At 61.0% G+C, this 13,419-nt stretch carries 9 protein-coding genes; 7 read left to right on the top strand and 2 right to left on the bottom strand.

The window, feature by feature from the left end; genetic code table 11:
• Positions 1-33: 33 nt before the first annotated feature.
• Genes nadB through Q0K10_RS00845 form a run of 6 tightly spaced genes read left to right on the top strand, consistent with a single transcriptional unit; the run spans position 34 to position 7,419 of the window.
• Entirely contained in the window at positions 34-1,686 is a 1,653-nt protein-coding gene (gene nadB / locus Q0K10_RS00870; RefSeq protein WP_294501915.1) for an L-aspartate oxidase, read from the top strand.
• Between the two features lie 9 nt (positions 1,687-1,695).
• Entirely contained in the window at positions 1,696-2,967 is a 1,272-nt protein-coding gene (gene pcnB, locus Q0K10_RS00865; RefSeq protein ID WP_294501913.1) for a polynucleotide adenylyltransferase PcnB, read from the top strand.
• A 7-nt stretch (positions 2,968-2,974) separates the two neighbouring features.
• Positions 2,975-4,333, top strand: coding sequence for a family 10 glycosylhydrolase (locus Q0K10_RS00860; RefSeq protein ID WP_294501911.1), 1,359 nt, complete (start codon positions 2,975-2,977; stop codon positions 4,331-4,333).
• Positions 4,334-4,372: 39 nt separating this feature from the next.
• Positions 4,373-5,554 (top strand): hypothetical protein, encoded by a 1,182-nt coding sequence (locus Q0K10_RS00855; RefSeq protein WP_294501909.1) that lies wholly within the window; start codon positions 4,373-4,375, stop codon positions 5,552-5,554.
• Between the two features lie 2 nt (positions 5,555-5,556).
• A complete protein-coding gene (locus tag Q0K10_RS00850; protein WP_294501907.1) occupies positions 5,557-6,549 on the top strand; it encodes an aldo/keto reductase in 993 nt (330 codons plus the stop codon).
• Between the two features lie 12 nt (positions 6,550-6,561).
• Positions 6,562-7,419 (top strand): hypothetical protein, encoded by an 858-nt coding sequence (locus Q0K10_RS00845; protein ID WP_294501905.1) that lies wholly within the window; start codon positions 6,562-6,564, stop codon positions 7,417-7,419.
• Positions 7,420-7,423: 4 nt separating this feature from the next.
• Here Q0K10_RS00845 and dut read toward each other — a convergent pair whose 3' ends face one another.
• Positions 7,424-7,858: a dUTP diphosphatase gene (gene dut / locus Q0K10_RS00840; protein WP_294501903.1), complete on the bottom strand. Its 435-nt coding sequence runs from the start codon at positions 7,856-7,858 to the stop codon at positions 7,424-7,426.
• 138 nt (positions 7,859-7,996) lie between these two features.
• On the opposite strand from dut, the gene Q0K10_RS00835 reads away from it, so the two are divergent.
• The gene (locus Q0K10_RS00835; RefSeq protein ID WP_294501901.1) at positions 7,997-10,207 is read left to right on the top strand and encodes a type IV pilus twitching motility protein PilT; all 2,211 of its coding nucleotides are present in this window, start codon (positions 7,997-7,999) and stop codon (positions 10,205-10,207) included.
• Between the two features lie 91 nt (positions 10,208-10,298).
• On the opposite strand, the gene Q0K10_RS00830 is transcribed toward Q0K10_RS00835, so the two are convergent.
• The gene (locus Q0K10_RS00830) at positions 10,299-13,409 is read right to left on the bottom strand and encodes an efflux RND transporter permease subunit (RefSeq protein WP_294501899.1); all 3,111 of its coding nucleotides are present in this window, start codon (positions 13,407-13,409) and stop codon (positions 10,299-10,301) included.
• Positions 13,410-13,419: the final 10 nt, after the last annotated feature.

The raw sequence follows: 13,419 nt of genomic DNA, 5'->3' as shown, positions 1-13,419 counted from the left end.
CGGTCATCCGGTTTCAAATTTGCGGGAAGAATCATGAAAATAGCGGAAATTCAGGAATTCGATCACCTGGTGATCGGCAGCGGGCTGGCCGGACTGTCGAGCGCACTGCATCTGGCCGACTCCGGGCGGAGTGTGGCGGTCGTGACCAAGCGTGAGATCTACGAGTGCAACAGCCGTCTGGCGCAGGGCGGCGTCGCCTGCGTGATGGACAGTCTCGACTCGTTCGAGGAACATGTGAAGGATACGCTCGAAGCCGGCGCCGGTCTCTGCGACGTGGGCGCCGTGCGCGCGATCGTCGAGGCGGGACCGGAGGCGATCCGGGAGCTCATCGAGCTCGGCGCGAAATTCACGACCCGCGGCGACCTCGGCTACACCGAGGAACCGCAGGAGTATGACCTCGGGCGGGAGGGCGGCCACCACAAGCGGCGCATCCTGCACGCGGGCGACATCACCGGCGCGGAGCTCGAACGCGTGATGATCGAGGCGGTTCGGTCGAAACCGAACATCAAGGTGTTCGAATATCATGTTGCGATCGACCTTGTGGTCAGTTCGCGGCTCAATCTCGGCGGTCCGAACCGCTGCTTCGGCGCGTATGTGCTCGACGTGAAGAACGGCAACATCGTGACGTTTCTCTCGGCCTCGACCACGATCGCCTGCGGCGGTGCGGGAAAGGTTTACCTGTACACGAGCAACCCGGACGTCGCGTGCGGTTCCGGCGTGGCGATGGCCTACCGGGCGGGGGCGAAGATTGCGAACATGGAGTTCATCCAGTTTCACCCGACGATCCTCTACCATCCGACGATCCGTTCGTTCCTCATCAGCGAGGCGCTGCGCGGCGAGGGGGCCGTGCTCAAATGCCGCGATTCACGCGACTCCGAGCCGGTCGAGTTCATGCAGAAGTATCACCCGATGAAGAGTCTCGCTCCGCGTGACGTCGTGGCGCGCGCGATCGATTCGGAGATGAAGCGCACCGGTGAGGAGTGCGTCTACCTCGACATCCGCCATCTCGATGAGGAGACGCTGCGCCGCCGCTTCCCGAACATTTTCGCGAAGTGCCTCGAAGCGGGGATCAACATGGCGAAGGATCTGATTCCGGTGGTTCCTGCGGCGCACTTCGTCTGCGGCGGAATCAAGACCGACGTGAACGGCGAATCGAGCATTCAGGGTCTCTACGCGGTCGGAGAGTCCGGCTGCACGGGGCTGCACGGGGCGAACCGCCTCGCGAGCAACAGTCTGCTTGAGGCGCTCGTGGTTTCGAAATTCTCCGCGCGGGAGATCGATCGGAAGTATTCGATGTTCCTTGCGGGCCGTCCGACCGCCGAGAGCGCGCTGAACTGGACGACCGGCAATGCGACCGACTCCGATGAACAGGTCGTCATCACCCACAACTGGGACGAGATCCGCCGTTTCATGTGGGATTACGTCGGCATCTACCGGACGAACAAGCGGCTCGAACGTGCGAAAAACCGCATCAAGCTGATCCGCAAGGAGATCGAGAAATATTACTGGGATTTCATCGTGACAGCCGATCTGGTTGAACTGCGCAATATCGCAACGGTTGCGGAGCTCATCATCGATTGTTCGCTTCAGCGGCATGAGAGCCGCGGGCTTCACTACAACGCCGATTATCCCTACAAGGATCCGGAGCTGGAGTGTGTGGATACGGTTATTCAACGGAAACTGTGATTGTCTGCCATGAAACATGAATTGCCGGTGCCCGCTCACGTCGTCGACCTGATTTCGGAGCTGCAGGAAGCGGGTTATGAATCCTACATTGTCGGCGGTGCGATCCGCGACCTGCTGCTGGGGAGGCGGCCGAAGGACTTCGATATTTCGACCTCGGCCACGCCGGAGGAGGTTCGTTCCGTATTCGGCCGCCGCTCCGCGCGGATCATCGGAAAGCGGTTCCGCCTCGTGCATGTGACCTGGTGTGGAGAGTTGTTCGAAGTGAGCACCTTCCGTCAGGCTCCGGAGCACGGCGGCGCGAACGCGAAGAAGGATCTGCCGGAGAATCTGATCCTTTCGGACAACTCGTTCGGCACGGCCGAGGAGGATGCCTGGCGGCGCGACTTCACGGTCAATGCGCTCTTCTTCGATCCGGTCAAAAGCGAGCTTATCGACTTCACGGGGCAGGGGATCGAGGACATTCAGAACCGGGTGGTCCGCGCGATCGGGAATCCCGGGCTCCGCTTCGAGGAGGATCCCGTGCGCATGCTGCGTGCATTGAAACTCATCGGACAGTACGACTTCACGATGGAGTCTGCGACGGAGAACGCGCTTTTCTCCCATCTGGAGCTGATTCGGGTCGCTTCGCCGTCGCGCCTCGCTCTGGAGTTGGAGAAGATTCTCGCAAGTTCCTACGGAGACAAACACTTTCAGGCGTTTCACGACTACGGGCTTCTGCCCTATTTCCTGCCGGAGCTCAACAATGCGTGGGATACGCCGCACGGGGATTACGCGCTGAATCTGCTCAACGAACGCAACTGCCGCGTGCGCGAAGGCGTTTACCGCAACAGCATCTCTCTGGCGATGGCGACGCTCGCGCTGCCGTTCGTCGAAAAGGGGCTCGGCAGGAATCCCGGTGAATTGTGGGAACCGGGGCCGGACTCGACCGCCGCGATCCGCGGAGTGCTCGACACGCTCTTCAAGCCGCAGACGATGATGAACCGCATGACGCTTTCCGCGGAGCGGGTGCTGATTCTGCAGCCGCTTTTCGGGGACGAGCAGGCCAGAGAGAGACTCATTGAGGCGAAATCCTATCCGCACAGCCGGGAGCTTCTCCTGATTCGCACTGCGGTGGCCGAGGGCGATTCCGCGGAGATGGAGCGGTTGTGGCCGCCCGTCTCGTCGCGCCGCCGCTCCGGGGGAAAACGCGAGCGCGGAGAAAGCGGCGGCAACGGACCCAGACGGCGCAGACGCGGCGGCCGTTCCCGCAGGGAGCGCGGCGAAAAAGGAAAAGGAGAATAGCGAAGTCATGAGAGGGGGAGCCGGGACGTTTTTTTTCCGTATTCTGACGCTGCTTCCCGCGGTTTGCCTGATTCTCGGCGCGGGGGCGGGGGAGCATGTTCTCCTGAATCCCGTGACCGGCAAACCGGTGGCCTACGGCGGAAAATTTTCGAATGCGAAGGTGAGCGTTCCGGATTTTTACCGGCCGAAGGCGCGTGAAATGCGCGGGGTCTGGGTTGCGACCGTGGAGAACATCGATTTCCCGGCGCACAACAACGCCGCCGCGTTTCAGCGCGATTATTTGGCGATTGTGAACAACTTGAAGAGGGCGAACTTCAACACGATCATCTTCCAGGTTCGTCCGATGAATGACGCGTTTTACCCGTCGAATCTGAATCCATGGTCGCGCTGGATGACGGGCCGGGAGGGCGTTTCGCTCGACGGCTTCGATCCGCTCGCATTCATGGTGACCGAAGCTCACCGGCGCGGGCTCGAATTTCACGCATGGCTGAACCCCTACCGGGTGGTTGCTTCGACGAAACTGCGCAAGGCGGCTTATCTGAAAACGCTGGACAACCGGAATTTCGCCCGGCGCAATCCCCATCTCGTGCTGGAGGTGAAGCGGAAGGACGGAAGTTATTCGCTGCTGCTGAATCCCGGCGAGCCGCGTGTCGTGCGGCACATCGTTGCGACGGTGAGGGAGATTGTGCAGAAGTATCCGGTCGACGCGATTCATTTCGACGATTATTTTTATCTTTACGGCGGGGTCGGCAATGCGGACCACAGCACATTCCGGCAGTACAATCCGAAGCGGCTCTCGATCGAGGACTGGCGGCGCGCGAATGTCGATGCGGTGATTTCCGGCGTGAAGCAGGAGCTCTCCGCGCATTTCCGCCGGACCGGCCGGAAGGTCGCCTTCGGAGTGAGCCCGTTCGGGATCTGGGCAAACCGCAAGAGCATGTCGGCGGGATCGCTGACGGGAGGACTTCAATCGTTTTTTGCCCAGTATGCCGATACGCGCGGCTGGGTGAAGAAGGGGTGGATCGATTACATCGTTCCTCAGCTCTACTGGCCGTTTTCGATGGACGTCGCGGCCTATGCGGCGCTGGCAGACTGGTGGGCCGAGACGGTGAAGGGGACGAACGTGAATCTCTACATCGGCCATGGTGTCTACCGGTTGGGCGAGGATCGTTCCTGGCCGAGCCGGGAACTGGCCGATCAGTTGCGGTACAACACGAAATTGCGTGAGGTAGACGGTTCGATTTTCTTCTCTTACCGGAATGTGTTTGCTCCGTCGAATCCGGTGATGAAGGAGGGGGTCGCGCAGGTCCTGCGCAATTACTGGCGCACACCGGTTCCGGCACCGGAGTACCGGAATATCCGTTGAGTTCCGCCGGTCGAAAAAGAAGGAAGGAAACCTGGTGTCATGAAAGTTGCAGTCATTTCGAACCCCCGCCACCGGACGGGAGACCTGATCGAGTTCATGCTGTTGCGGGCCGTTCATACGTTTCACCATTTTGTCCCGGTCGATCTGCTGGTCGTCGAGGGGGAGCTCGGTGAGGCGGAGGAGGGATTTCTGTCGGAGCTCTTCCGCTCGATGAAACATCGCAAAGTCGATCTGCCGGTCGTCTGGCTGGTGCGGGGCGGGGCGGAGAGCCTGCCGCCTGCGCCGGAGCGGATCCCGGTGAATGCGGAGGAGGTCGCTCCGGCCGCTCTCGTCGAACGGATTCGTGCCGCGGCGGGCGGATTCCCGGAGTTCCATTGTTCCCCCTTCGAGGCGACGGTTGCGGAATTCGGCGCGGACGGGTCGATCCGCACCGGGCGGTGTGCGATGGTTGTTCCGGCGGTTCCGGGCGTCGGGGATTACCATATTCATACCCGCGTCGCTTATTGCAGCGAAAACATGGATATTCCGAAAGCGCTGGAGATGGCGCGTCTCTCGAACGTCGGAACCATCGCCTTCACCGAGCACTCCGGGCAGCTTTACTTCTGTGCCGACGACTACTGGAACGGACGTTACGTCTGGCGTACGCGCGGGACGGAAGCGGGATGCCGGCTCTTCCCGCGCATGGCGGAGTATGAGAAGACGTTGCAAGAGGGGGAGTCCGCCGGGAAATTTCTGCATGGGTTTGAGCTCGATGTGGATCGGAATGGCGACGTGGCTCTCGATGCGGCCGACCGGGGGCTGGCGCAGGTACGGCTCGGGGCCGTGCACCATCTGGCCGAGCGGTTTGATCCGCACATCGCCGCAAGGCAGTTTCTCTTCTGCACGGAGTCTCTGCTGAAGTATGGTGTGAACATTCTTGCGCATCCGTTCCGGATCTTCGCCTGGTCGGGGCTGCCGGAACCGCCGGAACTCTACGAACCGGTTGCGGAACTGCTGAAGCAGTACGGCGTGGCGGCTGAGATCAACTTCCATCAGAACGAACCCCGGCTGGAGTTTTTTGATCTCTGCCTGAAGAAAGGGGTGAAACTTTCGCTCGGGAGTGACTCGCACAATCTGTATGAGGTCGGTTTTTTCCTGCCGCACTTCCGTTTTCTCACGGAGCTCGGCGTGATGGGGCGGCTCGACGAAGTGTTGTTCCAGTTTCATGACAGGAAGGAGTGACAATGTTTTACAAACCGGATGAAAATCGTTATGCGTCGATGCCTTACCGCCGCTGTGGAAGGAGCGGGCTCAAGCTGCCCGCCGTTTCGCTCGGGCTCTGGCACAACTTCGGGAGCGCGGCGGTCTACGACAATGCGCGTGCGATGGTGCGGACCGCGTTCGATCTCGGGATCACGCACTTCGATCTTGCGAACAACTACGGGCCGGAACCGGGTTCGGCGGAGATCACGTTCGGGCGCATTTTGCGGCAGGATCTTCTGCCGTTTCGCGACGAGCTTGTGATTTCGAGCAAGGCGGGGTACACGATGTGGCCGGGTCCCTACGGCGACTGGGGGGCGCGCAAGTACATCATCGCAAGCTGCGACCAGAGTTTGAAACGCATGAATCTGGAGTACGTGGACATCTTCTACCATCACCGTTACGATCCGGAGACGCCGATCGAGGAGTCGATGGGGGCGCTCGATCATCTTGTGCGTTCGGGGAAGGCGCTCTATGCAGGGATTTCGAACTATCCGCCGGAGAAGGCGGCGGAGGCGTTCCGGATTCTGCGTGAACTCGGCACCCCGTGCCTGATCCACCAGATTCCGTACAATATGCTGAATCGCGCGCATGAATTGCAGGGGTCGTTCCGGCTGCTGGAGCACGAACAGATCGGAGGAATCGTTTTTTCACCGCTCGCGCAGGGATTGCTGACGAACCGCTATCTCGACGGGATTCCGGCTGATTCGCGAATCATGCGCAACGGATTTTTGAAGAAGGAGGCGCTGACCCCCGCCGTGCTCGCGAAGGTGCGCAACCTCAACGAGGTCGCCTCCGGGCGTGGCCAGACGCTTGCGGAGATGGCGATCGCGTGGCTGCTGAACCGTCCGGGCGTGACCTCCGCTCTGATCGGCGCGAGCCGTCCGGAGCAGATTCGCGATGTGGTCGCGGGACTCGCAAACCTCGATTTCACCGAAGCGGAACTCGCCCGGATCGAAGCGATTCTTGCGGAGTAGGGGAGGCGTCTCATGCGCCGCGGCGTCTGGATTCTGCTCTTATGCCTGCTGCCGGTCGTGGCGCGGGCGCTCAACTGCTCCGTGTGCGGGCGGGAGATCCATGGACAGTATCTGCGGGCGGAAGGAAAAATCCTCTGTTCCGCCGAGTGCTGGGAGAAACTTCTGCCGCGCTGTTCGCTCTGCGACGCGCCGCTTTCCGGGCGTTACGTCAAGTTCGAAACCGGAGGGAAGGAGCACCTCTACTGCATGAAGTGCGCGGAACTGCCGCACTGTTTTTCCTGCGATCTGCCGACCCGGGGAGTCCGGTTGCCGGACGGGCGGACCCTCTGCCCGGAGTGTGCGGCCACCGCTGTTCGCGATCCGGCGAAGGCAGAGGAACTTTATCGCCGGGTCGAGCAGGAGGTTTTCCGGATTCTCGGATCGTCCGGCTGCGGCCGCACCCGTTTCGGACTCTGTTCGCTTGCGGAGCTGAATCCCGGGCACGGCGTTGCCGACGGGAAGAAATTTGAGCTGGGACGCTGCCGTTACGAGCGGCGGAGCCGGAGCGATACCGGGGAGACCGTTTCTGAAAAATGCACGGTTCGGATTCTCGATTCTCTTCCCGAGGCGCAGTTCATCGAGGTCGCCGCACACGAGGCTGCGCACGACTGGCTGAACCATCATACGGAACACGTTCCCGCGCAGTGGAACGAAGGATTCGCGGAATATGTCGCTTCCCTTGTGAACGGCCGGCACGGAAACGCCTCCCGCAATCTGCGCATGGAGGAGAATCCCGATTCCGTCTACGGCGGCGGGTTCCGTGCCGTGCGCGACTTCGCCCGGCGGTACGGACTCCCCGCGCTGCTGGAAAAACTCCGGGGGGAATGGTGAGACGTCAGCTCCGCCCCGTGCTGCCGAAGCCGCCCGCGCCGCGCCCGGTTTCCGAGAGTTCGTCGGCGAATGTGAGCTCGACTTCCGGGAGTCTGGCGATCACCATCTGGGCGATGCGGTCGCCGCGTTTGACCGGGAACGGTTCGCTTCCGGCGTTGAACATGATGACGCCGACTTCGCCTCGGTAGCCGGCGTCGATCGTGCCGGGGGAGTTGGTCAGCATGAGGTTGTGTTTGAGCGCGAGTCCGCTGCGGGGGCGCACCTGCGCCTCGTACCCCGGCGGCAGTTCGAGAAAGAGACCGGTCGGAACCAGCACACTGCGTCCCGGAGGAAGCTCCATCTCCACCCGGGAGCGGAGGTCGAACGCGGCGTCATCGGGATGGGCTTTCGCCGGAGCCAGATCGGCGCAGTTTTCGGCCATTTTGATCTTTATTGACAACTTTTTCTCCATTTTATGGACTTTCGGGTTTGCTTTCATGCGATATTGCATTTAAAGTAACAGACGTACTTGTGCTTTTCAAGTCCGGCATGATTTTACTTCAGTGATTTTACATATAACAGTGAGGAAATGTAGGTTATGGACATCGGTGCTCTTCTGCAGTACGCCATGGAATCGGCGGCGTCGGATCTTTTCGCTTCCGCGGGGAAACCGCCCGCGTTCCGACGTTCCGGCCAGGTGCTCCCGGAAGGTGAGGAACTGCTGACCGCCCAGGAAATCGATGCGTTCCGCAAGCAGTGCATCTCTTCGAAGGGCGAGCAGGAGTACCGCAACCGCGGCAGCTATGACTCGGCTTATACGCTGCCGAGCGGCGAACGTTTCCGGTTGAACTTTCTCGATACGCTCACGGGACCGGCTTTCGTTGCACGGCCCGTTTATCCCGGCGAAGCGCTCTTCTTTGAAGAGCTCGGGCTGCCCGCGGCGACGTTGACCGAAATGTGCGGTCACAAGAACGGCATCATCATCGTGGTCGGTTCGACCGGCAGCGGCAAATCGACCACGCTTGCGGCGATGGTCAACTACATCAACCACAACTTCAACAAGCATATCATCACGATCGAGGACCCGATCGAATTTCTGCATCATGACATCAACTGCCTCGTGACGCAGCGTGAACTCAATTCGAGCACGACGAGCTTCTCCGACGCGCTGCGTGCGGCCCTGCGTGAAAGTCCTGATGTGATCGTCATCGGCGAAATGCGCGACATGGACACCGCGCAGGTCGCGATCACCGCGGCCATGACCGGTCACCTCGTCATCACGACCGTGCACACGGGCGACACCGTGCAGGCGGTCGAGCGTATCATCGACCTCTATCCCGAGGAACAGCGTCTCCAGATCTCCAGCGACCTCGGCAACGCACTGGTCGGCATCGTCGCACAGCGGCTGATCCCGCGCGCGGACGGACAGGGGATGATTCCGGCGCTCGAAGTCATGGTCGGCACTCCGACGATCAAGAAGCTCGTCGGCGACCGCGACATGCGTTCGCTTGCCGAGGCGCTCAAACGCGGCGCGTCGAGCGGCATGATGACCTTCACACGCGCGGTGTTCCGCCTTTACAAGGATGGATTCATCACGCTTGACGATGCGAATGCGACCGTGTCGAACCGCGATGAACTGCAGCTCATGCTCAAGGGTATGGAGTCCGGCGTCGAATCGTTTGCGAGCCAGTACGGCAGCGCCGAGGATGCGGAAGATCCGGACGTTCAGTTCATCGACATGAGCCGGCTGCTCAAGACCGCCGTCAAAACCGGCGCATCCGACCTTCTGCTTTCGGCGGGGTCGAGCCCGGTTCTGCGTATCCACGGCGAACTGCGGCCGCTGGAACTGCCGGTTCTGACCGGAACGGATACCGCCCGGCTGTTGAACAGCATTCTGAATCCCGTGCAGAAGGTCGAATTCGAGGAGAATCGCGAAGTCGACCTCGCGCTGTCGATCTCTCTGGTCATGGATCAGGAGACCGGGGAGAGCGAGAACTGGCGTTTCCGTGTGAACGGATTCCATCAGCGCGGCACGGTCGGCATCGTCTGTCGTGTGATCGTCAGCAAGATTCCGAAGCCGGAGGATCTGCATCTGCCGCCGCAGGTTCTGCAGCTCACAACCAAGCAGCAGGGGCTGATCCTGATCACGGGTCCGACCGGCAGCGGTAAGTCGACTTCGCTTGCAAGTATGATCGACTTCATCAACCGCAATCGCGCCGAACACATCATCACGATCGAGGACCCGATCGAATACGTGCACAACAACATCATGTCGCTCATCGAACAGCGCGAAGTCCACGCCGATACGCACTCGTTCGCCGCGGCGCTCAAATACGCTCTGCGTGAAGACCCCGACGTGATCCTCGTCGGCGAAATGCGCGATACCGAGACGATCGCCGCGGCGCTGACCGCGGCGGAAACGGGCCACCTCGTGTTCGGCACGCTGCATACGAACAGCGCGCCGCAGACGATCGACCGTATCATCGACTCGTTCCCGTCGCACCAGCAGAACCAGATCAAACTGCAGCTGTCGAGCGTGATTCTCGGAATCATCTCGCAGCGTCTGCTGCCGACCGTCGACGGCAAGGGGCGTGTGGCCGCGTTCGAAATTCTCGTCGGCACCCCGCCGGTGCAGGCGCTGGTTCGCGAAGGCAAGACCGCCATGTTGCAGTCGCAGCTCGAAACCGGTGCGAAGGACGGCATGATCACGATGCAGAAATCCCTCGAAACGCTGTACAGCGAAGGCAAGATCAGCCTTGAGGAGATGCAGTCCTACATGCTCGACTACAAGGCCGACGACGCCTACTGATTTTTCCCGGGAATTATCCCGGCATACGGAAGAACCCCGCCCGATCGCTGGTCGTGCGGGGTTTTCTGTATTCCGGAGCGAATGGATGGAGTTACTCTTCCGGCGGACGTTTTTTCTCCTTTTTCCGGAAGAGCGACTCCGCGACGGAGTAGACCGCCGGGATGAAGAAGAGGGTGATGAAGGTCGAACTCGAAAGTCCGCCAATCACGGCGCGTGCCATCGGCGCCTGGGTTTCGCCGCCGTCGCCCCAGCCGAGCGCGAGCGGGAAGAGCCCGAGCACGGTCGTGAGTGTGGTCATGAGGATCGGGCGGAGCCGCCGGGTTCCCGCCTCGCGGATCGCCTGGTCGAGCGGCATTCCCTCGCTTCGCAGCAGATTCGCGGTGTCGACCAGAAGAATCGCGTTGTTCACCACGATTCCCGCGAGCATGATGCAGCCGATGAACGACTGCATGTTGAAGGTCGTGTCGGTCAGAAAGAGCGCGAGAATGACGCCGAAACCCGCCAGCGGCACCGAGAACATCACCACGAGCGGATCACGCAGCGACTCGAACTGACAGGCCATCACCATGTAGACCAGAACGAGCGCGAGCACGAACGCGAACGAGAGTTCGCGGAACGACTCCTGCTGATCCTCATAGTCCCCCGAGAAGAGCAGAGAGAACGAAGGCGGCATCGGAATCTGCGCGATCTTCTCCTGGATGTCCGCGACGACCGAGCCGAGGTCGCGGTTCAGAATGTTTCCGCCGACGGTCAGCACGCGCTCCTGGTTCTTGCGTTCGATGTTGACCGGGCCCATGACGCGGTTGTAGTCGATGAGATTCCGCAGAACGATGTTTTCGCCCTTTTCGTTGCGGATGGAGAGATCGAGGATCTGGTCGAGCGTCAGCAGATCGGCGTCCTTGACCTTGACGAGGATCGTGTATTCGTCGCCGCCTTCGCGGAACTCTCCAGCCTCGGAGCCGGCGAGGATCGTCCGGAGCGCCTCGGCGATCTGTTTGACCGGAACGCCGAGATCATTCGCCTTGTCGCGGTCGATGTAAAGACGATCCTCGGGTACCCCGAGGTCGCGGGAAAGTTTCACGTCCGTGATGCCGCGGACCGACTGCATCGCTTCGCTGACCTGCGCTGCGAGCGATGCCGCCACGTCGAAGTCAAATCCGCGCACCTCCACGGCGACGCCCTCTCCGGAACCGGCGCCCATCATGCGCGAGAAGAGTCCCTGACCCGCGCGGACGCGGAAGACGGTTCCCGGCCACCCCTTCAAACGGCGGTCGAGCTCTTCGGCGATCTGCTGGTCTGACCGGGTGCGTTCCGAGCGGGGCTTGAGCCGGATGTTGTAGTTCGCCTTGTGACCGCCCGAGGCGCGCCAGGTCGATGCCCCGGCAAACGTGACCCAGCCGTTCATGTCCTCGCCGCAGACTTCGCGGATCACATCCTCGGTGGAGCGGACCATCTCGTTCACGACTTCGGGGCTCGTGCCGACCTCCATTTCGAGGAAGATGCGCACTTCGCCCTCGTCCGCCTTCGGCATGAGCTCGGTTCCGATCAGAAATACGAGCGGAATGACCGAGCAGACCAGCGCCACAAGCGCGAAAATGAACCACCCGCGGAAACGGAGCACCACATCGAGCGCATTGCCGTAGATCCGTTCAAGCCAGCGCTGGAAATATTCCGTTGAGGCGAGAATCCGTTTGACGGGCGAGAGATGCGGGTCGTCGACGCTGAAGCTCGAGCTCAGACACTTCGCCGCCATCATCGGCACGAGCGTGATCGCCGTGAAGAGCGAGCAGGTCAGCGAGAATGTCACGACGCTGGAAAACTGCTTGAACATCACGCCGGCCATCCCCTGCATGAAGAGCAGCGGCAGGAAGACCGCCAGCGTGGTCAGCGTGCTGGCCGTAATCGCGATGGCGACTTCGCCGGTTCCCTTGATCGCGGCCTGTTCGGGACTCATCCCGTGGTCGCGCAGCCGGGTGATGTTTTCGAGCACGACGATCGAATTGTCCACGAGCATGCCGACGCCGAGCGCGAGTCCGCCGAGCGTCATGATGTTCAGATTGTAGCCGCAGAAGTAGACCAGCGCGAACGTCGCGATGATCGACATCGGAATGCTGATGCTGATGACCACCGTGCTGCCGAAGTTGCGCAGAAAAAGAAAGAGCACGATGATCGCGAGCAATCCGCCCGTAATCGCCGAATCCGCCACGCCGGAGATCGAGTTCTCGATGTATTCCGCGGAGTTGAAGATCGGCATGAGCTTGAGCTGCGAGCCGAATTCGGCATTGACTTTTTCGAGCTCGTCGACGATTCCGTTGGCGACGCTGACGGTGTTGGCGCCGGACTGCTTGTAGACCTGGATCATGATGCCGTTTTTGCCGTTCACGCGAACGAACCGGGTCACTTTCTTGTGGGTGTCGATCACTTCCGCGACATCGCCGATGCGGATCTTGTCCCCGTTCTTGCCGGTGGCGATGACCGTGTCGCGGATCTGTTCGACCGAGGTGAAGGTTCCGGGGGTACGGACGCGGATCTCAAGCCGGTCCTCGCGCAGATTGCCCGCGGGGGTCGTGACGTTCGCGTTCTCCAGAACGGAGAGGACGTTTTCAAGCTGGGTGTCGAGCATGCGTGCCTTGTCGACGTCGAAGAGCACCTGGATTTCGCGTTCGAGTCCGCCGTTGATTTCGATCGAGGCGACGCCGTCGATGCGTTCGAGCCGGTACTGGATCTGGTCCTCGATGAGTTTGCGCGCATCGAGCAGATCGATGTCGGTCGCGACGCCGAGCCGCATGATCGGCGAACTCGCCGAGTCGAATTTGTAGAGGATCGGTTTGTCGGCGTCGTCCGGAAGTCGCGGCTCGACCCGGTCGAGACGGTCGCGCACGTCGGAGACGGCCGCATCGAGATTTGTCCCCCAGTTGAACGAGACGGTCACGTTGCTCGAACCTTCGCCGGAGGTGGAGGTGATCTCCTTCACGCCGGAAACCGCCGAAAGCGAGGTTTCAATTTTCTTGGAGATCAGCTCCTCGACCTCTTCTGGACTCGCGTCCTCGTAGGTCGTCACGATCGTCACGCCGGGATAGGTGATGTCCGGCATGAGGTCAACCGGCAGATACGAGAGCGCAACCCCGCCGAGGATCAGCACGATGCAGCTGACCATCGAGATGAAGATCGGTCGCTTGACGCAGAATTCCGGTATGTTCATGCGTATGTCC

The organism is uncultured Victivallis sp., from assembly GCF_944391105.1.
Classification (GTDB): Bacteria; Verrucomicrobiota; Lentisphaeria; order Victivallales; family Victivallaceae; genus Victivallis.
The sequence above is the reverse complement of the archived record's forward strand: the minus strand, read 5'-3'. Positions and strand labels throughout refer to the sequence as shown.

Coding starts and splice junctions, on each gene's coding strand:
- nadB (WP_294501915.1), top strand. CDS start 34: ATGAAAATAGCGGAAATTCAGGAATTCGATCACCTGGTGATCGGCAGC.
- pcnB (WP_294501913.1), top strand. CDS start 1,696: ATGAAACATGAATTGCCGGTGCCCGCTCACGTCGTCGACCTGATTTCG.
- Q0K10_RS00860 (WP_294501911.1), top strand. CDS start 2,975: ATGAGAGGGGGAGCCGGGACGTTTTTTTTCCGTATTCTGACGCTGCTT.
- Q0K10_RS00855 (WP_294501909.1), top strand. CDS start 4,373: ATGAAAGTTGCAGTCATTTCGAACCCCCGCCACCGGACGGGAGACCTG.
- Q0K10_RS00850 (WP_294501907.1), top strand. CDS start 5,557: ATGTTTTACAAACCGGATGAAAATCGTTATGCGTCGATGCCTTACCGC.
- Q0K10_RS00845 (WP_294501905.1), top strand. CDS start 6,562: ATGCGCCGCGGCGTCTGGATTCTGCTCTTATGCCTGCTGCCGGTCGTG.
- Q0K10_RS00835 (WP_294501901.1), top strand. CDS start 7,997: ATGGACATCGGTGCTCTTCTGCAGTACGCCATGGAATCGGCGGCGTCG.
- Q0K10_RS00830 (WP_294501899.1), bottom strand. CDS start 13,409: ATGAACATACCGGAATTCTGCGTCAAGCGACCGATCTTCATCTCGATG.